Source organism: Streptomyces sp. NPDC086549 (assembly GCF_044746205.1).
GTDB lineage: Bacteria > Actinomycetota > Actinomycetes > Streptomycetales > Streptomycetaceae > Streptomyces.
Map to the genome: position 1 here is coordinate 479705 of NZ_JBIVBS010000006.1, position 25703 is coordinate 505407.

Below are 25703 nucleotides of genomic sequence, written 5' to 3' on the forward strand. Positions count from 1 at the left end.
CTGCTCGAAGAGCTTGGGGGAGACGGAGGGCACGGAGGACGAGGCCGTTCAGGCCGAAGCGGGGGCCCGGGGGCGGCAGCCCCCGGACGGCCACGACAGCACCGGGCACTACTGCCTGAGCGCCCACCCGCGCTCCCGCAGCGCAGCACTGAGCATCGGCGCGGCCTTCGGCTCGACGATCAACTGCACCAGACCGGCCTGCTGCCCGGTCGCGTGCTCGATGCGCACGTCCTCGATGTTGACCCCGGCCCGCCCCGCGTCGGCGAAGATACGGGCCAGCTGGCCGGGCTGGTCGTCGATGAGCACGGCGACCGTCTCGTAGACCCGCGGCGCGGTCCCGTGCTTGCCGGGCACCCGGACCTGCCCCGCGTTCCCGCGCCGCAGCACGTCCTCGATCCCCGCGCTGCCCTCCTGCCGCTTGGCCTCGTCGGAGGACTGCAGGGCACGCAGGGCACGGACGGTCTCGTCGAGGTCGGCGGAGACGTCGGCGAGCAGGTCGGCGACCGGACCGGGGTTCGCGGAGAGGATGTCCATCCACATCCGGGGGTCGGAGGCGGCGATCCGGGTCACGTCCCGGATGCCCTGACCGCAGAGCCGTACGGCCGCCTCCTCGGCGTGCTCCAGGCGCGCGGCGACCATGCTGGAGACCAGGTGGGGCATGTGGGAGACCAGGGCGACGGCACGGTCGTGGGCGTCGGCGTCCATGACGACCGGCACCGCCCGGCAGTGCGAGACCAGCTCCAGGGCGAGGTTCAGCACCTCGGTGTCCGTGTCCCGGGTGGGCGTCAGCACCCAGGGACGGCCCTCGAAGAGATCACCGGTGGCGGCCAGCGGGCCCGACTTCTCGCGGCCCGACATGGGGTGCGTACCGATGTAGGAGGACAGGTCGAGGCCCAGCGCCTCCAGTTCGCGGCGCGGGCCGCCCTTGACGCTCGCCACGTCGATGTAGCCGCGGGCCATGCCCCGGCGGACGGCGTCCGCGAGAACCGCGGACACGTGCGCGGGCGGGGCGGCGACGATCGCGAGGTCGACGGGACCCTCCGGGGCCTCGTCCGTGCCGGCGCCCAGCGCGGCGGCCGTACGCGCCTGCTCGCGGTCGTAGTCGTCGAGGTGGACGGTCACGCCCCGCTGGGACAGGGCGAGCGCGACGGACGTGCCGATGAGCCCGGTGCCGATGACAAGTGCGGTCCTCACTGGGCGATGTCCTTGCGCAGGGCGGCGGCGGTGCCGAGGTAGACATGGGCGATGTCGGCGCGGGACCGGTCCGACTCGATGTGTGCGAGGACCCGCACCACGCGGGGCATGGCGCCCTCGATGTCCAGTTCCTGGGCGCAGATCAGCGGCACGTCGACGATGCCGAGCTTGCGGGCGGCGGCCGCCGGGAAGTCGCTGTGCAGGTCGGGGGTGGCCGTGAACCAGATGCTGATCAGGTCGTCCGCGGTCAGCCCGTTCCGGTCCAGGATGGCGGTGAGCAGGGCCCCGACCTGCTCGTCCATGTGGCCGGCCTCGTCCCGTTCCAGCTGGACGGCCCCCCGGACCGCTCGTACCGCCACGGCGCTGCTCCTTGCTGAGATGTGAATCGGCTCCTGGTCCGTCCAGCCTAGTCAGGGCGGGCCGGGCCGGTGGGCCGCGCCCGCCCGCTGAGACGGTCGCCGCGGACGAGAACCGTCTCAATGTCACCCATATCGCCGTATTCCGCTACTTGGCGTGAGAACACCCCCGTGCGCCTCTTTACGCCAGGGGTGCCGTTCCGCTCTGATGTCAGGAAACCCGCCTCGGGGGAGGCCGTCATGAAACGTCCCGGACCTTTGCTGACCCTGCTCGCGGGTCTTCTGCTCGGCCTGTTCTTGCTGACGCTCGACGCGACGAGCGGGACGAAGAACACGACGCCCACCTACAAGCCCGCTCCCACCCCGACCGCAACCGTCGCGTCACCGACTCCCACCGTGTCGCGCACCCCGGTCGCCGACGCCTCCTACACGGGCCGCACCGACGACGACACGTCCTCGGTGGCCGTAACGATCCGCAACGGGAAGGCGATCGCGTACTTCTGCGACGGCCGCACCAAGGAGTCGTGGCTGAGGGGCGGCGTCGGGGACGACGGCAGCATGCGACTGACCGGACGCAACGGCGCCGAACTGGACGGCAGACTCCAGGAGGGCAAGCGGATCCGCGGCACGCTCGACATCGGCGGCGGACACTACGCCTTCACCGCCGCCAAGGCGGTCAAGCCGTCCGGGCTCTACCGGGCGACGGCCAGGGTGCGCAACGCGAAACTCGACGGCGGCTGGATCGTGCTGCCCGACGGCCGTCAGGTAGGCATCCTCGACCGCGACGGCAAACCCGGGCCCGCACCCCGGATCGACCCCGCGACCGGCGCGGTCACGGTGGACGGCGAGCAGCTGACTGCACGACCCGCGACCCCGTGACCCGAGGGAGCCGACCATGACCGTCGACCCGAACGCCGCCACGCAGAACTTCCCCTCGCCCGAAGGCCGCCCGCACCCGGCGCGCTATCTCGTCCCGGCACTGGTCGCCGCCGCCGTCTCGGTCGCCCTCGGTGTGTACGGAAGGGTCCACCACCCGACGGGGATCGCCTTCGACCTCGCCGGGTTCAGCAGCACGGGCGCCGTGAAGACGTGGCTGGCGACCACCGCCGTCTTCTTCGCTCTCGTCCAGGTCGTCTCGGCGCTGATGCTGTACGGGAAGCTGCCCGGGCCGCGCTGGTCGTCGGCGCTGCACCGCTGGTCGGGCCGGGTGGCGTTCCTGGTGGCGGTCCCGGTGGCGGTGCACTGCCTGTACGCGTTCGGCTATCAGACGTATGAAACGCGCGTTTTGTGGCACTCCGTCCTAGGTTGCTTCTTCTTCGGTGCTTTCAGTGCCAAGATGCTGCTGCTCCGCTGGGAGCGGCTTCCCGGCTGGCTGCTGCCGATCGTCGGCGGACTGGTGTTCGCCGTGCTCACGGTCGTCTGGCTGACCTCGGCCCTCTGGTTCTTCCGCACGTTCGGAGTGACGACATGACCCACCGCTCGACACGGCGCACGGCTCTCGCAACAGGCGCGGCGGCACTCGCCGCAGGGTGCGTGGGCTGCAGCAAATACGGCGAGAAGAAGAGCTCCGAATCATCCCCGCCGCCCGCATCACCCGCATCGCCCGCATCACCCACGTCCTCCCCGAGCGCCGCCGCCGGGCAGGAGCTGGCGAGGACGAGCGACATCCCGGTCGGCGGCGGCACGATCTTCAAGGACAAGAAGATCGTGGTCACCCAGCCGAACCAGAACGAGTTCAAGGCCTTCTCGGCCATCTGCACCCACATGGGCTGCACGGTGAACAAGGTCGCGGACGGCACCATCGACTGCCCCTGCCACGGCAGCAAGTTCCACATCGCCGACGGCTCGGTGGCCCACGGGCCGGCCACCAGGCCGCTGCCCGCGGAGAACATCAAGGTCGAAGGGCAGTCGATCCGGCTGGCATGACCCCCAGCCGGACGCGCACCAAGAAGTCGTGCAGGGCGTCGTGCGCGCGGGGCGCGTCGGGCAGCGCCGAGGCGCTCTGGGCCGCGTCGAGCGTGGCGTGCAGACGTTCCACGTCGGCCGCCACGCGCGCGTGGTCGACATCGGCGCTCCCGTGCTCCCGCTCCGCCTTCGCGGCTATCAGCTCCGGCAGACAACCGGGGGCGTCCGGTCCCTCGGCGAGCGTGGGCAGGTGGGCCTGCACCTCTCCGCTGCGCATGAGGTGGATGCCGGTGAGCAGCACACGGAACGTGTACAGCAGCGGCTTGAGCTCGCCGGTCTTCTCGAACAGCCGCCACTGCGTCGCCGCGAAGCCCCGGTAGTGGTGGGCGTGGTGGCTGGTGAGGACTCCCGGGGCCAGCGCGGCCAGCTCCCGGTGCGCGTCGGTGGTGTGCACGACCAGGGGGGAGAGCAGCTGCTCCAGTACGTAGCCGTTGCGGCGCAGCATCAGTCGTACGAACTTGCGCAGGTCGTGAGTGACGAGGTCCATCTCGACGCCGTAGCGCACCCAGGTCCGTGACCGTGTCTCCTCCGGCTCCCGCAGCCCCACCAGGTCGGCGGCGGGCAGCAGATGGACGCCCCGCAGGTCCAGGTCGGAGTCCTGCGAGGGGAAGCCGTACAGATGCGCGCCGGAGACGGTCGCGAACAGCATGGGGTCCGGCTGTTCGGCGACGACGGGCGTCAGGTCCAGGTGGAGGTCGAGGTCGAGGTCGAGGTCGTCGATCATGGGCTAAGCGTCCCAGAGCGCCCCCAGGGTGAGCAGGTCTCCTCCGTATTCGATCCGGTCCGCCCACGCGGTCGGCCAGGCGTCCGCGCCCAGGTGGGCGCCCGCGAAGGCGCCGGTCAGGCAGGCGATGGAGTCCGAGTCGCCGGAGGTGCACGCGGCCCGGCGCAGTGCGGTGACCGGTTCGTCGACGAAGAGCAGGAAGCACAGCAGGCCGGTCGCCAGGGCCTCTTCCGCGATCCAGCCCGCGCCCGTGGCCAGGCAGGGGTCGTCCTCGGGCGAGACGGTGCGCAGGGCGTCCTGAAGGCGGCCCAGGATCTCCAGGCACTCGTCCCAGCCGCGCGCGATGAAGTGCTCGGGCGAGGGGTCGTGCGAGCGGGTCCACAGGTCGCCGAGCCAGGTGTGGTGGTAGCGGGTGCGGTTGTCGAGCGCGTACGAGCGGAGCAGGCCGACGAGTCCGGTCGGCTCGGTGCCCTGGGCGAGCAGCCGTACGGCACGGGCGGTGAGGTCGGAGGCGGCGAGTGCCGTCGGATGCCCGTGGGTGAGCGCGGACTGCAACTGGGCGGCGCCCGCGCGCTGTTCGTCGCTCAGGCCGGGGGCGAGTCCGATCGGGGCGACGCGCATGTTGGCGCCGCAGCCCTTGGAATCGATCTGGCTGGCGTCCTGCCAGGCCCGGCCTTCCTCCTTGAGCAGGCTGCACGCCTTCAGACAGGTCCGCCCCGGGGCCCGGTTGTTCTCCGGGGACTGGTACCAGTCCACGAACTCCTCGCGCACGGGCCGCGCCAGCCGCTTGGGGGCGAGCACCCCGCGGTCCATGGCCGTCCGCAGCCCGCGTCCCAGCGCCAGCGTCATCTGGGTGTCGTCGGAGACGAAGGCGTGCTTCGGCAGCTCCATCTCCCGCCAGGGTCCGCACTTGGCGAGGATCGACGGGACGTCGTTGAACTCGGTGGGGAAGCCGAGCGCGTCCCCGAGGGCGAGGCCCAGCAGGGATCCGGTGGCGGCGCGCTTGCTCACAGGGCTCGTGGTCATGCGGGGCGTCCTTCCCTGGACGGTCGAAGCAGGGGTGGGTGGAGGGCGGTGGCGGTGCCCGCGCGGTAGAGGGCGGCCGGCTTGCCGCGGCCGCCGGTCAGGCGCGCGGCCCCGGGCACGGGCTCGACGAACCCCGGTGTGGCCAGCACCTTGCGGCGGAAGTTGGGACGGTCGAGCCCCGTCCCCCACACCGTCTCGTAGACCTGCTGGAGCTCACCGAGCGTGAACTCGGGCGGGCAGAAGGCGGTGGCGAGGCAGGTGTACTCGAGCTTGGCGCCGATGCGTTCATGGGCGTCGGCCAGGATCCGGTCGTGGTCGAAGGCGAGCGGCCCGACACCGTCGTACGGCAGCCAGCGGGCCTGGGCCGCGTCGCCGCCGCCGTGCGGCTCGGGCGCGTCCGGCAGCAGGGCGGCGAAGGCGACGGACACGACCCGCATCCGGGGGTCGCGGCCGGGCTCGCTGTAGGTCCGCAGCTGTTCCAGGTGCAGCCCGGAGACCCCGGGAACCCCGGGAACCCCGGGAACCCCGGGAACCCCGGGAACATCGTCCAGGCCGGTCTCCTCGGCGAGTTCGCGACGGGCGGCCGTCTCGGCGGACTCGTCCGGCAGCACGAAGCCGCCGGGCAGCGCCCACCGTCCGGCGAAGGGCTCCTGTCCCCGCTCGACGAGCAGCACGTGCAGCGCGTTCCGGCGCAGGGTGAGGACGGCGAGGTCGACGGTGACGGCGAAGGGCTCGTAGGCGTGCTTGTCGTAGCCCTCCACGGCCATCACCCCCTTTCGCGGCCGGGTCCCGGCCAGGCTTTATGGTCAAGATGACTAATAGTCGCTACGACTATAAATAAGAGCGCTCGGCTCCGCAAGCCCTCAGCGCCTCCCTGAGCGCCTTCCGCGCAAACGGAAGCGGCCGGCACCGGAGAATCCGGTACCGGCCGCCACAGGGCCACTGAGGGCGCTCCTAGAGGTCGACCTCCTTCATCAGCATGCCGACCTCGGTGTTCGACAACCGCCGCAGCCAGCCCGACTTCTGGTCGCCCAGGGTGATCGGGCCGAAGGAGGTGCGCACCAGCTTCTCGACCGGGAAGCCGGCCTCGGCGAGCATGCGGCGCACGATGTGCTTGCGGCCCTCGTGCAGGGTCACCTCGACGAGGTAGTTCTTGCCGGTCTGCTCGACGACACGGAAGTGGTCGGCGCGGGCGTAGCCGTCGTCCAGCTGGACGCCGTCCTTGAGGCGCTTGCCCAGATCGCGCGGGATCGGGCCGATGATGGCCGCGAGGTACGTCTTTTTCACCCCGTACTTCGGGTGGGTCAGCCGGTGGGCCAGCTCACCGTGGTTGGTGAGCAGGATGACGCCCTCGGTCTCGGTGTCGAGCCGGCCGACGTGGAAGAGCCGCGTCTCGCGGTTGGTGACGTAGTCGCCGAGGCACTGACGCCCGTCGGTGTCCTCCATGGTGGACACGACACCGGCGGGCTTGTTCAGCGAGAAGAACTGGTACGACTGCGTCGCGACCGTCAGGCCGTCGACCTTGACCTCGTCCTTCTCCGGGTCGACCCGCTTGCCCTGCTCCAGGACGATCTCGCCGTTGACCTCGACGCGCGCCTGCTCGATCAGCTCCTCGCAGGCACGCCGGGAGCCGTAGCCCGCGCGCGCGAGGACCTTCTGCAGCCGCTCGCCCTCCTGCTCGGCGCCCGGGAAGGTCTTGGGCAGCTTCACGTCCGGCTTGCCGGCGTACCGCTCGCGGTTGCGCTCCTCGGCGCGGGCGTCGTACTCACGGGAACTCGCCGGAGCCGTACGGCCGCGCCCGGTGCCCTGGCCCTGCCTGGGCCCGCCCTTGGCGCCGCCGCGCGCCGAGGCGCCACGACCCGACTTCGGGCCGTCCTGGGTGGCGCCGGGGCCTACGTCGTAGCGCCGCTCCTCCGGGCGCGGCTTCTTCGGCCGGCCGCCCTGCTTGTCGTCGCGGGCGTTCCCGGCGCCGCGGTAATTACCGCGGCCACCGCTGCTCCCGCCGCGGCCGCCGCTGTTGCCACCACGGCTCCCGCCGTTGTTTCCGCTGCTGTTCCTGCCGCTGCTGCTTCGCATCAAAATTCCGTCGTCGTCGTTTTCGTCAAGCGATCGGTGTGATCGTCGTCTGCGTCCGGTGCATCCGGGTCGAACGACGGTACGGCCTCCTGGGTCTCGGCCTCGATCGCCTCCGCCTCCGGGAGGAAGGGCGCGAGCTCCGGGAGCTCGTCCAGACCGCGCAGGCCCATCCGCTCCAGGAAGTAGTTCGTCGTCCTGTACAGGATCGCACCTGTTTCGGGTTCCGTGCCCGCCTCCTCGACCAGCCCGCGCTGAAGGAGGGTGCGCATCACACCGTCGCAGTTCACTCCTCGTACGGCCGAGACGCGGCTGCGGCTCACCGGCTGGCGGTAGGCGACGACGGCCAGGGTCTCCAGCGCGGCCTGGGTGAGCCGGGCCTGCTGGCCGTCCAGGACGAAGCCCTCGACGGCGGCCGCGTACTCGGGGCGGGTGTAGAAACGCCAGCCGCCCGCGACGAGCCGCAGCTCGAAGCCCCGTCCCTGGGCGGTGTACTCGTCGGCCAGCTCCCGCAGCGCGTCCCCGATCTGCCGCTTCGGCCGCTGGAGGATCTTCGAGAGGTGTTCCTCCGTCGCCGGCTCGTCCACGACCATGAGGACCGCCTCCAGGGCGGGCTTGAGGTCGAGGTCGACGACGGTGCGCAGACCGGCCGGTACGTCAGTGATCTCCTCGCTCACGCCTTCTTCTCCTCCTTGGGCTCCTCGGGCGGCCGGTCGAACTCGTCGGTCACCCTCGGCGTCTGGTCCCCGTCGCCGCCCGTCCACCGCACGAGCAGTTCCCCGAGGGCGGTCTCCTGGTCCAGCGCGACGGCCTTCTCCCGGTACAGCTCCAGCAGCGCGAGGAAGCGCGCCACCACGGTCAGGGTGTCGTCGGTGTCCTCGGTCAACACCTGGAAGCTGGCCTCCCCCAGCTCCCTGAGCCGCGCGACCACGATCCCCGCCTGCTCCTGCACGCTGACCAGGGGCGCGTGGATGTGGTCGACGTACACCTGGGGCTTGGCCCGGGGCTGCATCGCCTTGACCGCGAGCCTGGCGAAGCCCTCCGGGCCGATGCTGATGACGACCTCGGGCAGCAGCTCGGCGTGGTGCGGTTCGAGGCCGACGGTACGCGGGTACCGGCGGGCCTCCTGGTCCAGCCGGTAGGTGAAGATGTCCGCGATCTGCTTGTACGCCCGGTACTGCAGCAGCCGCGCGAACAGCAGGTCCCGGGCTTCGAGGAGCGCCAGGTCGGCCTCGTCCTCGACCTCAGCGGCGGGCAGCAGCCGGGCGGCCTTGAGGTCGAGCAGCGTGGCGGCGACGACCAGGAACTCGGTCGTCTGGTCCAGGTCCCAGTCCGGGCCCATCGCCCGGATGTGCGCCATGAACTCGTCGGTGACCTTGGAGAGGGCCACTTCGGTGACGTCGAGCTTGTGCTTCGAGATCAGCTGGAGGAGCAGATCGAAGGGGCCCTCGAAATTGGCGAGCCGGACCTTGAAGACACCGTCGACGACGGGCTCTGCCTCCCCCACGGGCGCCGCCCCGGGCCCCGGCCCGTTCGCCACGGACTCCCGGGGCGCGCTCCCGGACTCCGGTGCGACGGCCTGGGCTCCCCGGGCGAGGGTCCCGGATTCCGGGGCGACGGACCCGGCGTCAGCGGCGACAGCCCCGGATCCCCGGGTGGCGGACGCGGGATCCGGGCCGATGTCCGCGGGCTCCCGGACGACTGCCCCGGAATCGGGGACGACAGCATCGGCGCCGACGGCGACAGCCATGGACTCCCGGGCGGCAGGCTCCGGATCCCGGCCCATGACCCCGGGATCCCGGACAACGGCCTCGGACACCGGAACGACGGCCTCAGCCCCCCGGACGACTGCCCCGGAATCAGGGACGACAGCATCGGCGCCGACGGCGACAGCCATGGACTCCCGGGCGGCAGGCTCCGGATCCCGGCCCATGACCCCGGGATCCCGGGCGGCGGACTCCGCAGTGGCCTCAGCCCCGGATTCCGGGGTGGCGGCCTCCGACCCCCGGCCGAGGAGCTCGGGCTCTGGAAGGGGGACCTCGGTCGTCGGCTCGGGGACGAGGGCCTCGGGCTCCGGCCCCCCGGGGGCGGCCTCACGCTCCGGCTCACGGACTGGTGCCTCGGGCTCCGGCTCGACGGCGGGAGCCTCACGGTCCGGCTCGGAGGCGGGAACCTCGGGCTCCGGCTCCGCGTTCCGCGCAGGGAACGCGACCGGCTCCGCCCGTGACGCGCCCGGACCCCGGCCCAGCGCACGCCGACGGCCGGCGGCTGCGCCGGGGGCGGGAACGTCGTTCGAGGTCATGGCCCCCGCAGGCTACCTCTAGCGCCCGCGCAGCCGCCGTACGAGAATGCTCGCGTCCCCTCGGGACTCCAGGTCGGCCAGCACCACGGCCACCGCCTCGCGGACGATCCGCCCGCGGTCGACCGCCAGGCCGTGTTCGCCGCGGAGCACCAGGCGGGCGTGCTCCAGGTCCATCAGTTCCTCGGCCGACACGTACACCGTGATCTTCTCGTCGTGCCGCTCGCGCCCGCTGGGGCGCCGGGCCGCCGCCCGCCCACCGCGCTTGCGGGGCTGCGCGTTGGCCGGGGAGGCGGCAGAACCTTCCTGCGCCGCCTGCCGCCGCGCGGGGCGCTCGCCCTGGGCGGACCGGCTGCGGGACTCACCGGTGTCGGCCGGATCCGCCTCCACCGCCACGTGCTCCGCCCCGTCGCCGTCACCGCCCTGTACGGGCACCGACGGCGGCACGTCCTCGGCGGTGGCGTCACTCTCCCCCGCCGGAGCCGGCACCCGGGCCTCGCCGTTGGCCGGGCGCCGGGGAGTGGACGGCTGGAGCGCCATTCCCCCTGTCGTACGGAACAGTTCGTCGGCCCCCGGCAGACTCACTCGGCGTGACACCGGGCGAGCACCTCCCTGGCGAGCTGGCGGTAGGCGGCGGCACCGACGGAGTTGGAGGCGTACGTGGTGATCGGCTCACCGGCGACCGTGGTCTCCGGGAAGCGGACCGTGCGGCCGATGACCGTGTGGTAGACGTGGTCGTCGAACGCCTCGACGACACGCGCGAGCACCTCACGGCTGTGCACCGTGCGCGAGTCGTACATCGTGGCGAGGATCCCGTCGAGCTCCAGCTCCGGGTTCAGCCGTTCCTGGACCTTCTCGATGGTCTCCGTCAGCAGCGCGACACCGCGGAGGGCGAAGAACTCGCACTCCAGCGGAACGATCACCTTGTGCGCGGCCGTCAGCGCGTTCACGGTGAGCAGACCGAGCGAGGGCTGACAGTCGATCACGATGTAGTCGTAGTCGGGCAGCAGCGGCTTGAGCGCCCGCTGGAGGGTCGACTCGCGCGCGACCTCCGACACCAGCTGGACCTCGGCCGCCGACAGGTCGATGTTGCTGGGCAGCAGGTCCATGTTGGGGACCGCTGTCTTCAGGAGGACCTCGTCCGCGGACATGCCCCGCTCCATGAGCAGGTTGTAGACGGTGAGGTCGAGCTCCATCGGGTTGACGCCGAGGCCCACCGACAGCGCGCCCTGTGGGTCGAAGTCCACGAGCAGCACGCGCCGGCCGTACTCCGCGAGCGCGGCACCCAGGTTGATGGTCGACGTCGTCTTGCCGACGCCGCCCTTCTGGTTGCACATCGCGATGATCTTCGCGGGGCCGTGGTCGGTCAGCGGGCCCGGGATCGGGAAGTACGGCAGCGGGCGGCCGGTCGGGCCGACGCGCTCGCGGCGCTGGCGGGCAGCGTCGGGCGCGAGCGTGGCTGCGTACTCGGGATCGGGCTCGTACTCGGCGTCGGGGTCGTAGAAGTGCCCCTCGGGCAGTTCGTCGTAGTCGGCGAACTGGTTGCGGGGCGCACCCCTTCCATCGCCGGCCATGGCGTTCACGTGATGGCCATCCATGCTCTGGTGTGCTGTCCGGGTCGCCTGCGGACCGGAACTCTGGCGGGCTGCGAAGGTGCGCACAGCAACGGAGCCGACAGCCTCGAACCCCGCGGGGCCCTGGCCCCGTACAGGCGTTCCTGGTTGACCACCCCCGGGAGAAAATGTCGACTCATTCACAAGTCGTCTTACCTCCTTGGTGACCAGGAAACTTCTAGACAGGTCAGCGTGGCACCATGCCGACGGTTGGCGACTCTATGGCGTGTCGGCGGTCCGCAGCAACACAATCCGCCGGACCCGGCAGGATGTGTCGGCAATGAAACATCCCGCTGTCAAGGGCGTACGGCCGTCGCACCGCAGGTTTCGCCGGTGTGCGAATCGGTCGAAGGGTACGTTCGAGGCGAGTTGACCGAGAGTCGCAAAGTGACCATACACACATCCGGCCGGACCTTGTCGGGCAAGGTCCGGCCGGGCACGTGCGGTTGACGACTCGTGTTGACGTATCGCCTTTACCGTATGGTGACTTAGCGGGTCGGCTCGGCCGACGGCTCAGCCGAGCAGGGTCTCCAGGTCGACGTGCTCCAGTCCGTGCGACTCGGCGACCTCCTTGTAAACGACCTTGCCGTCATGGGTGTTGAGACCCTTGGCCAGCGCGGCGTCGCGGCGCAGCGCCTCGACCCAGCCGTTGTTGGCGAGGGAGACGATGTACGGCAGCGTGGCGTTGGTCAGCGCGTAGGTGGAGGTGTTGGGCACCGCGCCGGGCATGTTGGCCACGCAGTAGAAGACCGAGTTGTGGACCTTGAAGGTCGGCTCGGCGTGCGTGGTCGGGTGGGAGTCCTCGAAGCAGCCGCCCTGGTCGATCGCGATGTCGACAAGGACACTTCCGGCCTTCATCCGGGACACCAGCTCGTTGGTGACCAGCTTCGGGGCCTTGGCGCCCGGGATCAGGACGGCGCCGACGACGAGGTCGGCGTCGAGGCAGGCCTTCTCCAGCTCGAAGGCGTTGGAGACGACGGTCTGGATCTTCGTGCCGAAGATCTTGTCCGCCTCCTTGAGCTTGTTGATGTCCCGGTCGAGCAGGGTCACGTGGAAGCCCAGGCCGATGGCGATCTGCGCCGCGTTCCAGCCGGAGACGCCACCGCCGATGATGACGGCCTTGCCGGCCGGCACGCCCGGGACACCGCCGGGCAGCACCCCACGGCCGCCGGCCGCGGCCATCAGGTGGTAGGCGCCGACCTGGGGGGCCAGCCGGCCCGCGACCTCGGACATCGGGGCGAGCAGCGGGAGCGCGCGGTTCGGCAGCTCGACGGTCTCGTAGGCGATCGCCGTGGTGCCGGACTCCAGGAGGGCGTCCGTGCACTCCTTGGAGGCGGCCAGGTGCAGGTAGGTGAAGAGGATCTGGTCCTTGCGGAGGCGGTGGTACTCCTCCGCGATGGGCTCCTTGACCTTCAGCAGCAGGTCCGCGGTGGCCCAGACCTCGTCGGCGGTCTCCAGGATCTCGGCACCGGCCGCCACGTACTCCTCGTTCGGGATCGAGGAGCCGACGCCGGCGTTCCGCTCGACGACGACCTGGTGGCCGTTGCGCACCAGCTCGTGCACGCCGGCGGGGGTGATGGCCACCCGGAACTCGTTGTTCTTGACCTCGCGGGGGATGCCGACCTTCACGTCGATCACGGTCCTTGGCTCAGAGGGTGTGGGGGTACTACGAGACATACCCGGTCATGCAGTGGCACAACGGGATGCACCGCAGGAGAACGTGCGGCAGAGCCAGTTTAATGAAGGCGTTCCGGCTGTCTAGCCTTTCATTGCATCAATCTTCGATGGGTGCACTACGGATTTCGCAGGCGTCAGAGCCGTGTTCCGTGGCTGAATCGCTGTCGTGGCCCTCCTGCAGCTCCTCTCCCAGCATGCGCTCGGCGGCTCCACGGTGCAGTCGAGCGGCGGCGGAGTCGCCCAGGTGCTCCAGGGTGTCGGCGAGCCGCAGCTGCAGCGCGGCCTGCAACCGGACGTCCTCGGCGCGCCGCGCCCACTCCACCGCCTCCTGGCAGGTACGCAGCGACTCCGCGGGCCGCCCGGCGTACTCCTGGACCCGTGCCAGCTCGCTCAACGCCCGTGCCTGGGCGGCGACATCGCCGTTCTTGCGGTGCCCGGCGACGGCCGCCCGCCAGTTCCGCAGCGCCTCGCCGTAGCGGCCCGCGTAGGTGTGGGCGGTGGCGATACGGCCGTACAGCCGGGCGGCGTCCTCGCGCTCGTCGCGGGCCAGCCGCTGGACGAGGGCCCGGCCGAACCAGTCGGCGGCCCGGTCGTAGTCACCCAGCTCCTGGTGCGCGCCGCCTACGGATTCCATCGCGCGGCCGGTTGCGTACGGGTCGTTCGCCTCGCGTCCGGCGTCCAGCGCGGCCCGGTAGCGGGCCAGCGCCTCCCCCGTCCGGCCGGTCCGGGCGTCCAGGTCGGCCAGGTTCAGCAGGGCGGCGGCCTTCTCGCGGGGCAGACTCCGGCGCTCGGCCACGTCGAGGACGAGACGGTGGATGCCGTACAGGTCGGCGGCGGCGGCATGGGTCCCGAAGTGCGCCACCATGGCCCTGACCAGCTGGGACATCAGCCGGCGGGCCAGTGTGTCCAGCTCCCCGTCGGCGACCGCGAGGCGGGCGGCGGCCAGCAGGGCGGGGCGGCGGATGGTCAGCCAGTCGGCGGCCGCCCTGGGGCTGGGGAAGCGCAGGGAGCGCGGCATGCCCTGGACCTTCTCGCGCGCCTCCGGGTTGTCCGTCTCGGTGATCGCACGGCAGGACTGGAGCAGCCGTACGGTCCGCTCCAGCATGCGGGCTCGGGCTAGCTGGAGCTCGGCGGGGCGGTCCTGGGCCTCGGCGAGGGAGCGCAGCAGGGGGTACAGGCATCCCGGGACCTCGTACTGCGGCAGCGGGGAGTCCACGGCCCGCAGCAGGCCGAGGGCGACGAAGTCGTCCAGGGTGGTGCGGGCGGCGCTCACCGAGCAGCCGGCGAGGGCGGAGGCGGTGTGCGGGTCGACCAGGCCGGCCGGGGCCAGGGAGAGCAGTCGCAGTAGCCGGGCGCCGGTGGCGGGCAGGTGGTCGTGGACGAGCCGGAAGACCCGGCCGAGCGGGGCCCCCTCGTCGGTCTCGGCGTGCAGGCGCTTGGCCAGGTCGGAGACGGCCGCCTGGGGACGGGCGGCGAGCCAGCCGCCGGCCAGGGTCAGCGCGGCGGGATGGGCCTGGCACACCTCGACGAGGTTTTCGGCGGCGCGCGGATCCACGGTGATGCGGACCGAGCCGGTGTAGCGGGTCAGCAGTTCGAGGGCCGACTTGGTGTCGAGGCCGCCCAGGGTGCAGGGCCGGACGTCCGCGATCCCGGTCAGCGGGCCGCCGGACACGGCGACGACCAGGCAGTCGGGGGTGTCCGGCAGCAGTGCGTCGACCTGTTCGGCGCCCGCCGCGTCGTCCAGCAGGAGCAGCATCCGCCGCTCGGCCAGGGCCACGCACAGCGCCTCGGTCAGGTCGTCCTCGGCGGCTCCGGGCGGGGCGGGCAGGTCCAGGGCGGTGAGCAGCTCGCGCGCGGCCCGCTCGACCGGCACCGGGGTGCCGTCGGGCTCGCCGAGCCGGGCGCGCAGCACGCCGTCGGGGTAACGGTCGGCGACCTGCCGTACCAGTTGCTCGGCGAGCGCCGTACGGCCGGAGCCGGGCCGGCCCGCGATCAGGAGCACGCGCGCGCGTGGGGCCTTGCGGCCGGAGATGGTGTCGAGGCCGGCTCGTTCGATGTCGGCGCGGAGTTCCTTCAACTCCCTTGTACGGCCCAGGAAATGGCTCTCCGCGACCGCGCCGCCCGACAGCCGCACGCCGTCCGTGTCCACCGCCTGATCCGTCACGGGCCACACTCCCGTCCCACCGCACGCGCAAGCCCGCCGGGACTCCGGTTCGGGCGTGACCCGAGCCTAGTTCACGCTCTGCAACGTCCCCTGCGGAGCACGGCGGGCAGGTCCCTCGATCGGATCAGGCGATCGTCACACCGGAGGTGGGGTGTGTTCGGGTTCAGGACTCGAAGGGACGCGCGGGCCACGGCGCCTCGGCCGGGCGCAGGGCGTCGAGGCCGTCGCCGTTGCGGGCGGCGACCAGGGAGAGGACGCCCACGACGAGGCAGTTGTTGTGCAGCTCGCCGGCGAGCACACCCCGGACGAGGTCGTCGACGGGCACGCGCGCGTGCTCCATGTCGGCCTCCTCGTCCTCGACCTCGAAGCGCTGCCCCTCGGCCTCGGACAGGCCACGGGCGAGGAAGATCCGTACGGACTCGTCGCAGCCCCCGGGGGTGGTGTAGACGTCGGTCAGGACCCGCCAGTCCTCGGCCTTGACGTGCGCCTCCTCGTACAGCTCGCGCTGGGCGGCGTGGAGCGGGTTCTCACCGGGCACGTCGAGCAGGCCGGCGGGGATCTCCCACAGCTTGTGCCGCACCGGGTGGCGGTACTGGCGGATGACATGGACGCGGTCCTCGGCGTCGAGGGCGAGGACGGCCACCGAGCCGGGGTGGACCTGGTAGTCGCGGCGGACCACGGACCCGTCGGGCATGACGACCTCGTCCGTGCGCACGGAGGTCTTGTTGCCCACGAAGGGGGTCTCGGTCGCCCGGATCTCCCACTCCTCGGGGGTGTCCTTGATCGTCATGCCCTGTCCTCCCACGTGCGCAGATGAAACCGGGGTGCTCACCTTTTGAAGGTTTGCACCCCGGCCACCGTACAACTGGTGTGTTACTTGGAATTCTTCCGCGCGCCCTCGGCCTGCTGACGCTCGACCGACGCCTTCACGAGGCCGGCGAACAGCGGGTGCGGACGGGTCGGACGCGAGCGCAGCTCCGGGTGCGCCTGCGTGGCGACCAGGTAGGGGTGGACGTCGCGCGGGTACTCGACGTACTCGACGAGCTTGCCGTCCGGGGAGGTGCCCGAGAAGACGATGCCGGCCTTCTTCTCCAGCTCCGCGCGGTAGGCGTTGTTCACCTCGTAGCGGTGCCGGTGCCGCTCCTCGACGTACTCCTTGCCGTCGTACACCTCGCGCACGATGGAGCCCTCGGCCAGCTTCGCCGGGTACATGCCCAGCCGCATCGTTCCGCCCATGTCGCCCTCCCCGGCGACGATGTCGAGCTGCTCGGCCATGGTGGAGATGACCGGGTGGCCGGTGGCGGCGTCGAACTCGGTGGAGTTGGCGTCCTGGATGTCGGCCAGGTTGCGCGCGGCCTCGATCACGATGCACTGCAGGCCCAGGCAGAGGCCGAGCAGCGGGATCCTGTTCTCGCGGGCGTAGCGGATGGCGCCGACCTTGCCGAGCACACCGCGGTCGCCGAAGCCGCCCGGGATGCAGATGCCGTCGACGTCGGAGAGCTGCGCCTTGGCCCCGGCCGGGGTCTTGCAGTCGTCCGAGGTGACCCACTTGATCTTGACGCGGGCCTTGTTGGCGAAGCCGCCGGCGCGCAGCGCCTCGGTGACCGAGAGATAGGCGTCGGGCAGGTCGATGTACTTGCCGACCAGGGCGAGGGTGATCTCGTGGTCGGGGTTGTGGACGCGGTCGAGCAGGTCGTCCCAGGTCGTCCAGTCCACGTCACGGAAGGGCAGGTCCAGCTTGCGGACGACATAGGCGTCCAGGCCCTCGCCGTGCACGGTCTTCGGGATGTCGTAGATCGAGCGGGCATCCGGGCAGGCCACGACCGCGGCCTCGTCGACGTCGCACATCAGCGAGATCTTGCGCTTGATCGCGGTCGGCACCTCGCGGTCGCAGCGCAGCACGATGGCGTCCGGCTGGATACCGATGTTGCGCAGGGCGGCGACCGAGTGCTGGGTAGGCTTGGTCTTCAGCTCCCCGGAGGGGCCGATGTAGGGCAGCAGCGAGATGTGCACCACGAAGACGTTGTCCCGGCCGACCTCGTGACGGACCTGGCGTACGGTCTCCAGGAACGGCAGCGACTCGATGTCGCCGACCGTGCCGCCGACCTCCGTGATCACGACGTCCACCTCGTCGGTGGCCATGCGGCGGATTCGGTGCTTGATCTCGTTGGTGATGTGCGGGATGACCTGCACCGTGTCACCCAGGTACTCGCCGCGCCGCTCCTTGGCGATGACGGTCGAGTACACCTGGCCTGTAGTGACGTTGGCGGAGCCGTCCAAGTCGCGGTCGAGGAAGCGCTCGTAGTGTCCGATGTCCAGGTCGGTCTCTGCGCCGTCGTTGGTGACGAAGACCTCACCGTGCTGGAACGGGTTCATCGTCCCAGGGTCGACGTTCAGGTACGGGTCGAGCTTCTGCATCACGACGCGCAGTCCCCGGGCCTTGAGCAGCATGCCGAGGCTGGAGGCGGTGAGGCCCTTGCCGAGAGAGGAGGCGACACCCCCGGTGACGAAGATGTGCTTGGTCGTCGTAGATTTGGGCGGCATGGCCAAGAGGGGGCTCCCGTGGTCGCTGTCTGTGGTGCGGTGCGGCTCCCTTCCCGGAAGTTTCCGGGGGTGCCGTCGCTGCGGTTCGGGGGTTTCATGCCCACCGGTCCACGGGCTACCAGGGTATCAGCGCCGCGAGGAGATGGCTTCCGGCCACGCTCCGCGCTCGTGCCGACACGAGCGCGCGTGCCTTACGGTGGTCTCACCCTGTGCTCACTCGTTCGGCCCACACGGGTTGCCCGGAGCGGCACGCAGATCATCTACGTGCGTCGTATCCTGCTCGGACACTCGCTGCCGAGCCCGGCCGGAAAAGCACGGCACACCCCCGCCTGTACGAACCGGAACAACGAGAGCTCGTCAGTTCGTTGAGCTGTGACTGTCGTTTTGCTGTCGTTCTGCCTCAGGGCGGGCCGGCTGCTTCGCTTCACGGCTCGACGACGCACAACAACGACCCCTTGACCGCACTAGCGAAAGCCCCCTTTTTCCCGGGGGCGACGTGGCCGTTCGACTGGAGTTGCACGTGGCCGGGCGCATCGAAGACTACGCACTCATCGGAGACATGCAGACCGCGGCGCTGGTCTGCCGGGACGGCACAGTCGACTGGCTGTGCCTGCCCCGCTTCGACTCGCACGCCATCTTCGCCGGTCTGCTGGGCACCGAGGAGCACGGCTTCTGGCGGCTCGGACCGGCTCACGCCGCCGACGCGGAGCCGCCCACGGCGGCGCGGCGGACCTACCGGGGCGACTCGCTGATCCTGGAGTCGGAGTGGGACACCCCGCGCGGCACGGTCCGCGTGACCGACTTCATGCCGCCGCGTGACGGCGCCCCGCAGCTGATCCGGATCGTCGAGGGCGTCACCGGCCGGGTGCCGATGCGCTCGGCGCTGCGGATGCGGTTCTCCTACGGCCGGGTGGTGCCGTGGGTGCACAAGCACGAGGGCCGCACGGTCGCCGTGGCCGGGCCGGACTCGGTGTGGTTCGACACCGAGGCCGAGACCTACGGCAAGTCGCTCACGACCTACGCGGACTTCACCGTCGCGCCGGGCGACCGGATCGCGTTCACGATCTCGTGGCAGCCCTCCCACAAGGAGCCGCCACCGCTTCCGGAGCCGGAGACCTCGCTGGAGGCGACCGAGGAGTTCTGGCGCGAGTGGGTGGAGCACTGTACGTACCACGGCCCGTACCGTGAGGCGGTGGTCCGCTCCCTGATCACGCTCAAGGCCCTGACGTACGCCCCCACGGGTGGCATCGTCGCGGCCCCGACCACCTCCCTGCCCGAGGACATCGGCGGCGTCCGTAACTGGGACTACCGCTACACGTGGCTGCGTGACGCGGCGATCACCCTGTCCTCGCTGCTGCGCACCGGCTACCGCGAGGAGGCCCGCGCCTGGCGCGAGTGGCTGCTGCGGGCGGTCGCCGGCGACCCGGAGAACCTGCAGATCATGTACGGCATCGCGGGCGAGCGCGAGCTGGGCGAGGCCGAGCTGGACTGGCTGCCCGGCTACGAGGCCTCCGCCCCGGTCCGGGTCGGCAACGGCGCCGCGCACCAGCTCCAGCTGGACGTGTACGGCGAGGTCATCGAGGCCCTGCACCTGGCCCACATGACGGGCCTGGCCCGCAACGACTACGCCTCGCTGCTCCAGCTGAAGCTGATCCGCTACCTGGAGGACCACTGGGACGAGCCGGACGAGGGCATCTGGGAGGTGCGCGGACCGCGCCGCCACTTCGTGCACTCCAAGGTCATGGCCTGGGTCGCGGTGGACCGCACCATCAAGCTGATCGAGTCCGGCGACGCGGACGGCCCGCTGGAGCGGTGGCGCGAGCTGCGCGACGAGATCCACCGGGACGTGTGCGAGAGGGGCTACGACAAGGAGCGCAACACCTTCACGCAGTCGTACGGCTCGAAGGAGCTGGACGCCTCGCTGCTCCTGATCCCGCAGATGGGCTTCCTGCCGCCGGACGACAAGCGCGTGATCGGCACCATCGAGGCGATCCAGCGCGAGCTGTCCACCCCGGACGGCTTCATCCTGCGCTACCCGACGGAGGGCGAGCACGAGGGCGTCGACGGCCTCCCCGGCGACGAGGGCGCGTTCCTCGCCTGCTCGTTCTGGATGGCCGACGACCTCGCGATGATCGGCCGTGTGGACGAGGCCCGCAAGCTGTTCGAGAAGCTGCTGGCACTGCGCAACGACCTCGGCCTGCTGGCCGAGGAGTGGGACCCGCTCCGCAAGCGCCAGGTCGGCAACTTCCCGCAGGCCTTCAGCCACGTCCCACTGATCGACACTGCCCTTCGCCTGACGGCTTCGGGCGCGTACGGCGGCTGAGCCCTTCGGTGGCGGCGCGCTCCGGAGCGACGCCCTCCGGGGGGCGGCCTGCTGAGTACGGTCGGCCGGGCACAGCTGTCGGGTGCGTGTGACCCACTGACCCGGGTCGGCCGATCACGGGCTGCTGGGCGTGGTCGGCCGAGTGGGGTGGCAGCCGCTCGCAGGTGAGTGCGCACGAGGTCGAGTTGGCTCGATCGTGTGGTGGTCCGCTCGCGGGCTTGCGGCACGAGGGGCCGACCGGGCTGACGTGATCGTGCGATCTGGGATGTGCGACCGGGTGAGCGGGAGTGAGCCCGATCAGCCGCACGCCCCGAACGTCGGCCCCGCCGGGAACGCGGTCGTCGACTGCGATCGGGGGGCCGGGCCCGTCCAGGGCCTGGCCGGCGGATCATGCCGCAGACGCCGGGCCTGGCACACCCATCTGGGTCGATGAGGCGCTGTCGCTTTCCTGCGACTTGATCCGCCGGACAGGCCTAGGCTGGAAACGGATCACTGCCCCTCTGCCGAAGGGGGCGGCCATGGCTGCCTTCTCGAAGGCGGGCGCGGCCCTCGCCGCGCTGCGCGAGGATCTGGTCGGCGAGGTGTTCGCCCCGGGAGACGAGGGCTACGACGAGGCCCGCGCCGTGTTCAGCGGGATGATCGACCGGCGCCCGGCCGTGATCGCGCAGTGCGCGGACGAGGGCGACGTCGTCCGATCCGTGCGCTTCGCGAGGGACCTGGACCTGCGCATCGCGGTGCGCGGCGGCGGGCATGGCCTGGCAGGCGCGGCCCTGACCGAGGGTGCGCTCGTGGTGGACCTACGCCGGATGCACGAGGTGACCGTCGATCCGGCGGCGGAGGCGGCACGGGTCGCGGGCGGTGCCACGATGAGCCATCTGGAGCGGGCCACGCGGCCCTACGGGCTGGCCGCCGTCGGCGCCCCGGCCTCGGCCATCGGCGTCGCCGGGTTCGTCCTGGGCGGTGGCACGGGCCGGCTGGACCGGGCCTTCGGCCTCGCCGTCGACAACCTGATCGGCGTCGAGCTGGTCACCGCCGATGCCGAGCGGGCCCACGCCAACCCCGACGAGAACCCGGAGCTGTTCTGGGCACTGCACGGCGGCGGCGGCAACTTCGGGATCGCCACCGCGCTCACCCTTGAGCTGCACGAGCTGCCGGAGTTCTCCGTCGCGCTGCTGCTGCACCTCCCCGAGTTCGGCCGGGAGGTGGTCCGCACCTTCCGCGAGATCATCCGGACCGGGCCCGACCAGGTGGGCGGCGCCGTGACGTACCCGACCGCGGGCAGGCCGATGTACGGCACGCTGCTGACCTACGCGGGCGGCGAGGCGGATCTGCGCAAGTTCGCCGAGCCTGTGCTGGCGCTGCCGCACGAGGCGGAGCTGCGGGGTACCGAGGCGCTGCGCCTGCTGGACTGCCCTCCCGGGCTGCGCGCCCACTGGTCGGCGGAGTGCCTGACCGGTCTGCCCGACGACCTGGTGGACGTCTTCTGCGCCCGCGCGGAAACGGTGGCCGTGCCGATGCCCGGCGGATCCCGGCACATGCTCCTTCCGCTCGGCGGCGCCGTCGCCACCGGACCGGCCCGGTACCCCGTTCCGTACCGGGACGCGCCCTGGGTGGCGCATCCCTTCGCCCGCTGGGCCGACCCGGCCGACGACGAGCGGGCCCTCACCTGGGTACGGGACGCCCGCGCCGACGTCCGGCCCTGGAGCACCGGTGCCGTCTGCCTCGGCCTCGTCGGCGACGAGGGCCCCGCGCGGGTGACGGCGGGCCTGGGCGCCGGGAACCTGTTGCGGCTGGAGAAGGTGAAGCGGACGTACGACCCCGACAACGTCTTCCGCTGCAACCACAACATCCTGCCGGTGTAGCGCGGGGCCCGAGCTGTCTTCCAGGGGTTTTCGCAGGTAGCGTCCGCTGCATGGAGAGCAGCGCGGACAACGGCCGGTTCGACACCCAGGGCGCCGGGATCACCGTCCAGCGGGCGCTGGAGCTGCCCGGGTTGCGCAGCGGGCTCCCGGAGATCCTGGCGGGCGCCGACCGGCTGGGACGCACCGTGCGCTGGGTGCACGCGGGCGAGGTGCCGAACATCGCCTCGCTGCTGAAGGGCGGCGAGCTGCTGCTCACCACCGGCTACGGACTGGGCACGCGCCCGGCCGAACAGCGGGCGTTCGTGCGCACCCTGGCGGAACGTGGCATCGCGGCTCTGGTCGTGGAGCTCGGCCCGCGCTTCGCCCGGCTGCCCGCCGCCCTCGTCGACACGGCGAGGTCGGCCGGTCTGCCCCTCGTCCAGCTGCACCGCGAGGTGCCCTTCGTCGCGGTCACCGAGGAGATCCACACAGAGATCGTGAACGGCCACTACGCGCTGCTGCAGCGGGCCGAGGAAGTGCACCGCCGATGTACCGAGGCCCTGCTGGGCGGCGGCGGAGTGCCACAGGTCCTGGGCATCCTGGCCGACTTCAGCGGCAACCCGGTCTTTCTGGAGACGACCGACGGCCAGCTCCTGTATGCCGCGGGTGCCGGGCCCGAGGGAGCGGATCCGCTGCAGGTGTGGGAGGGGCTGCGCGGGGCGCACAAGGACACGCCGCCACCGGCCGGTTCGGTGCTGGTGGACGTGCCCGGCGGTGGCCCGGGTACGGGTTCGGTGCGCGCCCGGCTGGTTCTGCTGCCCGTACGGTCGCCGCTGGCTCCCGTGCACCGGATCGCCGCCGAACGGGCCGCGGGCATCCTCGCCGTCGTCCTGATGCAGGCCCGCCAGGAGGAGGAGCTGGCGGCACGCGGCCGCGGCGACTTCCTCACCGACCTCGCCGAGGGCCGTATAGCGGCCGAGGACGCGCCCGCGCAGGCCCGGGTGCTGGGCTTCAAACCGGGCGGCAGCCCACTGCTGCCGGTGGTGATGCGGCTGGGTGACACCCTCTCGCCCGGCGGGGGCTGGGCGGTCCTGGCGCGCGCGGTCGCGGAGGAGCTGGCCTCGGTGGGGGTGCCGGTGCTGCTGGGGGTACGGCCCGTGGAAGGGCGGGTTCCGCTGCTGCTCGGACTGCGGTCGGAGTCGGAGCGGTCGGCCGTCGCCGACCGGGTCGCGGCGGCGCTGCGGGCCGGGGTGGAGCGGGCGGGAATGCAGCGGCCGGGAGCCCAGCCGCCCGTCGTGGTCGTCGGGGTGGCCGGCGGCTGGGCGGCCGCGTCGGCCGGGCTGCGGCACGCTGCCGAGACGGCGGCCGCGGCGCAGGGCCTGGCGGACCGCCCCTGGTACGACGCCCGCCGCCTGGACATCGACCTCCTGCTGTGGCGGCTGCGCTCCCATCCGGACCTGGCGGCCTTCGTGGACCGCGCCATCGGCCCGCTGCGGGACCACGACAACCGTTCCAAGCCGCCGCTGCTGCCCACACTGGAGACCTATCTGGCGCATGCGGGCCGCAAGGCCGAGACGGCCCGCGAGCTGCACCTCAACCGCCAGACGCTCTACAACCGTCTCGCCCGCATCGGGGAGTTGCTCGGCACCGACCTCGACGATCCGCAGACGGTGCTGGCGTTGAGCCTGGCGCTGCGAGCACGCAGGCACGTGCCCTAGGACGACCTAGACGAAGGTGCGTGGTCGGGTCAGCTCGTCGTAGATGCTGAGGACTTGGGCCACGGTCTCGTCCTCGGTCGGCCAGCCGGCCGCCTGCCGTACGCCCCTCTCCCTGAGCGCTTCGCAACGCCCGGGGTCGCCGAGCAGCCGTACGACGGCTTCGGCGAACGCCCCCGGGTCGCCGTACGGGACGAGCTCGGCCGCGTCGCCCACCAGGTCGGGGATGCCGCCGACGGCGGTCGCGACGAGTGGCACGCGCGCGTGCAGCGCTTCCTGGGCGAGGACGGAGCGGGCCTCCCAACGGCTGGGCAGCAGCGCGAGATCGGCGGCGTCGAGCAGCTCGCTCACATCGTCCCGCCGTCCGATGAGCCGGACCGGCAGCTCCTCGTCCTCGATCCGCTCTTGCAGCACCGCGCGCAGCGGCCCCTCCCCCGCAATGACGAGCAGCGGCGGGGGGTCGAGCCGGCGCCACTCGCGGGCCGCGTCCAGCAGGACGTCGTAGCCGCGGTGCCGGTCGAGGGAGCCGACGGCGATGAGCAACGGGCGTCCGGTGGCACCGAGTTCGGCCCGCATCTTGGGGCGCCGCCGGTCGGGGTCGTCGAGTTCGGCGGGCGGGCGCGGGCCGGGCAGCGCGACGGCGGCGAGCCGGGCGTCCCGGGCGCCGGTGCGGCGCGCCCGGTCCACGAGGTCCGAGGTGGTGCCGAGCACCACGGCCGCCGTCTTCACGACCCGCCGCTCCAGCAGGCGCAGCAGATGCGCGCGAGCCCCTTCCGCGTGTGCGCGGTTGTGCCAGGTCACGACGAGCGGGGTGGGCCGGCCGCCGAGCGCGAGCACGGCCCGGAAGGAGGCGTGCAGCCCGTGCGCGTGGACCAGGTCGGCGTCCGCGCAGGCCGCCCGGAGCGCGGCGACGGAGCCCGGATCGCTGCTGCGCGGGACGTGGACGTGCTCGGCGCCGACCCCGGTGAAGCCGTAGGCGCGATCGGCCTCGGCGGGGGCGCACACCGTGACCCGCACGCCCCTCGCGACGAGCCCGGCGGCCAGGGACCGCACGTGTGCGCTGCTGCCGGCGTTGCCTCCGCCCAGCACCTGCACGGTGCGCAGCGGCGACTGACCGTGCGGCGAGTTGCTGCTCACGGGGCTCACGTGGCCGGGGGCTCCTGATTCGGCGTCGGGCGGTCACGAAGGAACGTACAGAAGGTATCGGGCGGAGGGGGATACCGCGCGCGCCTCCTGCGCGTACCGCGTTCCCTGTCAAGGATGCCAGGACGGACGGGTGTTCCGGGAACCCCGGAAAGGCGCGCTGCCCTCCGGCTCGGCGCGCCGCAGGGCAGCGCGCCACCCGCACGAGTGAGGAAAATCCCGGGCCGGGCGAACACCGCGGAGTGTCTGTACGAAGGTCAGACCCTGTGGCCCGTCACAACGAGCGCGCCAACTCGCTCACTCGTTCGCCGTACACGGCAACGACCACCAGTGCGGCGGCGTGCGCGAGCAGTCCGGCGCGCCCGTTGCCCGCGACGACAGCGGCGCCCAACGTCGCGCCCAGGGCGTGCGCCCCCGTGTCACCGATCATCGTGCGCTCCCCGAGGTCCTCCGGGAGCACGGCCGCCGCGGCCCCCATCGCCGCCGCGGACAACTCGGCACCCGGCCCCTTGCGCAGCAGTCCCGGCGCCCCCAGCGCGAGCACCGCTCCAGCGGCCCGCCCGGGCCGTACGTCCACGAGGTTGACGAAGTGCGCGGCCCCGGCGATCACGACCCCCGCGAGCACCTTGTCGCAGAACCGCTCCTTCGACACCGCCCCCGCGACCAGCCCGGCCGCCGAGATGCCGGCCAGCTTGACCATGCCGCTGGTCACCTCGCCGTCCCGCAGCGCGGCCAGATGCGCCCGGAAACCGCGCCGGGGATCGTCGGCCCCGACGACGTCGTCGTAAGCCCCGCAGACCCCTGCGGCCAGCGCGGCGAGCCCGGCGGCGGGGTGCGCGCGCCCGGCGGCCAGGGCGACCGCCCCGGCGGACGCGGGCCCGGCGTGCAGGTCGACGGTCCGCCCGGCGTGGTTCTTCCGCTCCCAACGCCCCGGTCCGCCCGGCGCCTTGGCGCGAAGGGCGGCGGTTGTGGCGCGGGTGAGGGCGGCGGCGAGCGCGAAGGAGCCGGTCCTGCGAGTACGGGTGCTCATCCGGCCACCCTAGAAG

General features: G+C 72.0%; 22 protein-coding genes. 6 read left to right on the forward strand and 16 right to left on the reverse strand.

Going from position 1 to position 25703, the window contains the following annotated elements; all coding sequences use genetic code 11:
- Nucleotides 1–108: 108 nt before the first annotated feature.
- Together ACIPSA_RS22425 and aroH are read right to left on the reverse strand one after the other, a co-directional pair.
- Nucleotides 109–1194 (reverse strand): prephenate dehydrogenase, encoded by a 1086-nt coding sequence (locus ACIPSA_RS22425; RefSeq protein ID WP_402637668.1) that lies wholly within the window; start codon nt 1192–1194, stop codon nt 109–111.
- On the reverse strand, nt 1191–1553 hold the full coding sequence (gene aroH, locus ACIPSA_RS22430; protein ID WP_402637669.1) for a chorismate mutase: 363 nt from the start codon (nt 1551–1553) through the stop codon (nt 1191–1193). Before aroH ends, ACIPSA_RS22425 begins: the two co-directional genes overlap by 4 nt.
- Nucleotides 1554–1790: 237 nt before the next feature.
- On the opposite strand from aroH, the gene ACIPSA_RS22435 reads away from it, so the two are divergent.
- From ACIPSA_RS22435 to ACIPSA_RS22445, 3 genes are read left to right on the forward strand one after another with little or no spacing between them, the layout of a single operon-like run.
- Nucleotides 1791–2429: a hypothetical protein gene (locus tag ACIPSA_RS22435; protein ID WP_402637670.1), complete on the forward strand. Its 639-nt coding sequence runs from the start codon at nt 1791–1793 to the stop codon at nt 2427–2429.
- Nucleotides 2430–2445: 16 nt separating this feature from the next.
- Nucleotides 2446–3021, forward strand: coding sequence for a DUF6529 family protein (locus tag ACIPSA_RS22440; protein ID WP_402637671.1), 576 nt, complete (start codon nt 2446–2448; stop codon nt 3019–3021).
- Nucleotides 3018–3476 carry a Rieske (2Fe-2S) protein gene (locus ACIPSA_RS22445; RefSeq protein WP_402637672.1) on the forward strand — a complete coding sequence of 153 codons (459 nt, stop codon included), beginning with the start codon at nt 3018–3020 and terminating at the stop codon, nt 3474–3476. Before ACIPSA_RS22440 ends, ACIPSA_RS22445 begins: the two co-directional genes overlap by 4 nt.
- On the opposite strand, the gene ACIPSA_RS22450 is transcribed toward ACIPSA_RS22445, so the two are convergent.
- From ACIPSA_RS22450 to ACIPSA_RS22505, 12 genes are all read right to left on the reverse strand, one after another.
- Nucleotides 3442–4239 carry a DNA polymerase beta superfamily protein gene (locus ACIPSA_RS22450; protein ID WP_402637673.1) on the reverse strand — a complete coding sequence of 266 codons (798 nt, stop codon included), beginning with the start codon at nt 4237–4239 and terminating at the stop codon, nt 3442–3444. The two genes, ACIPSA_RS22445 and ACIPSA_RS22450, sit on opposite strands and share 35 nt — an antisense overlap.
- A gap of 3 nt (nt 4240–4242) precedes the next feature.
- A complete protein-coding gene (locus ACIPSA_RS22455; protein ID WP_402637674.1) occupies nt 4243–5265 on the reverse strand; it encodes an ADP-ribosylglycohydrolase family protein in 1023 nt (340 codons plus the stop codon).
- Nucleotides 5262–6032, reverse strand: coding sequence for an NUDIX hydrolase (locus ACIPSA_RS22460; protein WP_402637676.1), 771 nt, complete (start codon nt 6030–6032; stop codon nt 5262–5264). The genes ACIPSA_RS22455 and ACIPSA_RS22460 overlap by 4 nt, the downstream gene beginning before the upstream one ends.
- 187 nt (nt 6033–6219) lie before the next feature.
- On the reverse strand, nt 6220–7341 hold the full coding sequence (locus tag ACIPSA_RS22465) for a pseudouridine synthase (protein WP_402637677.1): 1122 nt from the start codon (nt 7339–7341) through the stop codon (nt 6220–6222).
- The gene (gene scpB, locus ACIPSA_RS22470) at nt 7341–8015 is read right to left on the reverse strand and encodes an SMC-Scp complex subunit ScpB (RefSeq protein ID WP_402637679.1); all 675 of its coding nucleotides are present in this window, start codon (nt 8013–8015) and stop codon (nt 7341–7343) included. The genes ACIPSA_RS22465 and scpB overlap by 1 nt, the downstream gene beginning before the upstream one ends.
- The gene (locus ACIPSA_RS22475) at nt 8012–9088 is read right to left on the reverse strand and encodes a segregation and condensation protein A (protein ID WP_402637734.1); all 1077 of its coding nucleotides are present in this window, start codon (nt 9086–9088) and stop codon (nt 8012–8014) included. Before ACIPSA_RS22475 ends, scpB begins: the two co-directional genes overlap by 4 nt.
- 570 nt (nt 9089–9658) lie before the next feature.
- Nucleotides 9659–10234 (reverse strand): hypothetical protein, encoded by a 576-nt coding sequence (locus tag ACIPSA_RS22480; protein WP_402637680.1) that lies wholly within the window; start codon nt 10232–10234, stop codon nt 9659–9661.
- Nucleotides 10219–11394 (reverse strand): ParA family protein, encoded by a 1176-nt coding sequence (locus ACIPSA_RS22485; RefSeq protein WP_402637681.1) that lies wholly within the window; start codon nt 11392–11394, stop codon nt 10219–10221. The genes ACIPSA_RS22480 and ACIPSA_RS22485 overlap by 16 nt, the downstream gene beginning before the upstream one ends.
- Before the next feature lie 369 nt (nt 11395–11763).
- The gene (gene ald, locus ACIPSA_RS22490; protein WP_402637682.1) at nt 11764–12888 is read right to left on the reverse strand and encodes an alanine dehydrogenase; all 1125 of its coding nucleotides are present in this window, start codon (nt 12886–12888) and stop codon (nt 11764–11766) included.
- A 136-nt stretch (nt 12889–13024) separates the two neighbouring features.
- Complete coding sequence (locus ACIPSA_RS22495) at nt 13025–15091, reverse strand: tetratricopeptide repeat protein (RefSeq protein ID WP_402637684.1); 2067 nt, start codon at nt 15089–15091, stop codon at nt 13025–13027.
- A gap of 163 nt (nt 15092–15254) precedes the next feature.
- A complete protein-coding gene (locus ACIPSA_RS22500; RefSeq protein ID WP_402637685.1) occupies nt 15255–15881 on the reverse strand; it encodes an NUDIX domain-containing protein in 627 nt (208 codons plus the stop codon).
- Nucleotides 15882–15964: 83 nt separating this feature from the next.
- Entirely contained in the window at nt 15965–17635 is a 1671-nt protein-coding gene (locus ACIPSA_RS22505; RefSeq protein WP_402637687.1) for a CTP synthase, read from the reverse strand.
- 520 nt (nt 17636–18155) lie between these two features.
- Between ACIPSA_RS22505 and ACIPSA_RS22510 the strand changes: the two genes are divergently transcribed.
- The 3 genes from ACIPSA_RS22510 (at nt 18156) to ACIPSA_RS22520 (ending at nt 23517) form a co-directional block, all read left to right on the forward strand.
- A complete protein-coding gene (locus tag ACIPSA_RS22510; RefSeq protein ID WP_402637689.1) occupies nt 18156–19958 on the forward strand; it encodes a glycoside hydrolase family 15 protein in 1803 nt (600 codons plus the stop codon).
- Nucleotides 19959–20476: 518 nt separating this feature from the next.
- Nucleotides 20477–21820 (forward strand): FAD-binding oxidoreductase, encoded by a 1344-nt coding sequence (locus ACIPSA_RS22515; protein ID WP_402637690.1) that lies wholly within the window; start codon nt 20477–20479, stop codon nt 21818–21820.
- A 50-nt stretch (nt 21821–21870) separates the two neighbouring features.
- The gene (locus ACIPSA_RS22520; protein ID WP_402637692.1) at nt 21871–23517 is read left to right on the forward strand and encodes a PucR family transcriptional regulator; all 1647 of its coding nucleotides are present in this window, start codon (nt 21871–21873) and stop codon (nt 23515–23517) included.
- 6 nt (nt 23518–23523) lie between these two features.
- Here ACIPSA_RS22520 and ACIPSA_RS22525 read toward each other — a convergent pair whose 3' ends face one another.
- Both ACIPSA_RS22525 and ACIPSA_RS22530 read right to left on the reverse strand, forming a co-directional pair.
- Nucleotides 23524–24660, reverse strand: a complete 1137-nt coding sequence (locus tag ACIPSA_RS22525) for a glycosyltransferase family 4 protein (protein ID WP_402637693.1) — start codon at nt 24658–24660, stop codon at nt 23524–23526.
- Between the two features lie 271 nt (nt 24661–24931).
- Nucleotides 24932–25687 (reverse strand): hypothetical protein, encoded by a 756-nt coding sequence (locus ACIPSA_RS22530; protein ID WP_402637695.1) that lies wholly within the window; start codon nt 25685–25687, stop codon nt 24932–24934.
- Between the last annotated feature and the right edge of the window lie 16 nt (nt 25688–25703).

Excerpts from the sequence above, each read along its gene's own strand:
- ACIPSA_RS22450 (WP_402637673.1), bottom strand. The coding sequence starts at position 4,239 with ATGATCGACGACCTCGACCTCGACCTCGACCTCCACCTGGACCTGACG.
- ACIPSA_RS22520 (WP_402637692.1), top strand. The coding sequence starts at position 21,871 with ATGGAGAGCAGCGCGGACAACGGCCGGTTCGACACCCAGGGCGCCGGG.
- ACIPSA_RS22530 (WP_402637695.1), bottom strand. The coding sequence starts at position 25,687 with ATGAGCACCCGTACTCGCAGGACCGGCTCCTTCGCGCTCGCCGCCGCC.
- ACIPSA_RS22460 (WP_402637676.1), bottom strand. The coding sequence starts at position 6,032 with ATGGCCGTGGAGGGCTACGACAAGCACGCCTACGAGCCCTTCGCCGTC.
- ACIPSA_RS22465 (WP_402637677.1), bottom strand. The coding sequence starts at position 7,341 with ATGCGAAGCAGCAGCGGCAGGAACAGCAGCGGAAACAACGGCGGGAGC.
- ACIPSA_RS22440 (WP_402637671.1), top strand. The coding sequence starts at position 2,446 with ATGACCGTCGACCCGAACGCCGCCACGCAGAACTTCCCCTCGCCCGAA.
- ACIPSA_RS22500 (WP_402637685.1), bottom strand. The coding sequence starts at position 15,881 with ATGACGATCAAGGACACCCCCGAGGAGTGGGAGATCCGGGCGACCGAG.
- ACIPSA_RS22475 (WP_402637734.1), bottom strand. The coding sequence starts at position 9,088 with ATGGCTGTCGCCGTCGGCGCCGATGCTGTCGTCCCCGATTCCGGGGCA.
- ACIPSA_RS22445 (WP_402637672.1), top strand. The coding sequence starts at position 3,018 with ATGACCCACCGCTCGACACGGCGCACGGCTCTCGCAACAGGCGCGGCG.
- ACIPSA_RS22455 (WP_402637674.1), bottom strand. The coding sequence starts at position 5,265 with ATGACCACGAGCCCTGTGAGCAAGCGCGCCGCCACCGGATCCCTGCTG.
- ACIPSA_RS22515 (WP_402637690.1), top strand. The coding sequence starts at position 20,477 with ATGGCTGCCTTCTCGAAGGCGGGCGCGGCCCTCGCCGCGCTGCGCGAG.
- ACIPSA_RS22505 (WP_402637687.1), bottom strand. The coding sequence starts at position 17,635 with ATGCCGCCCAAATCTACGACGACCAAGCACATCTTCGTCACCGGGGGT.
- ACIPSA_RS22435 (WP_402637670.1), top strand. The coding sequence starts at position 1,791 with ATGAAACGTCCCGGACCTTTGCTGACCCTGCTCGCGGGTCTTCTGCTC.